Here is a 323-nt window from a genome sequence, read left to right as displayed (position 1 = left end):
CGAATACGCCAGCAGCACGAAGGCCTGGCCGTAGGCGTGCTGGGTGCCGTCTTCCACCTTGCCGCCATCAAGCATCCACGCATAGCCGCTGCCATCGGGGGCGCGGTGCGCCTCGCGCAGGAAGCGCAGCGCGTGCTTCAGGGCATCGAGGTAGGCCGGATCCTGGAACTGGCGGTACGCCATCGCGTAGGTGAACACGAAGCGCGTGCTGCTGACCAGGTGCCGGTGCTGCCGGTCATAGACCGCGCCGTCGTCCTTGAAATAGTGGAACAGGCCGCCGGCGGGATCGATCGCCCGTGGGTGGTAGAAGCGCATCGTGTGGC

At 66.9% G+C, this 323-nt stretch carries 1 protein-coding gene; it reads right to left on the bottom strand.

Annotation, left to right across the window (positions count from 1 at the left end):
* Nucleotides 1–323: AGE family epimerase/isomerase (locus F2P45_RS34905; protein ID WP_187367267.1), on the bottom strand; the 323-nt coding region annotated here is incomplete at both ends.

This window comes from Massilia mucilaginosa (assembly GCF_011682145.1).
Taxonomy (GTDB): Bacteria; Pseudomonadota; Gammaproteobacteria; order Burkholderiales; family Burkholderiaceae_D; genus Telluria_A; species Telluria_A mucilaginosa.
Note: the sequence above shows the minus strand (reverse complement) of the source record. Positions and strands in the feature narration are given on the sequence as shown.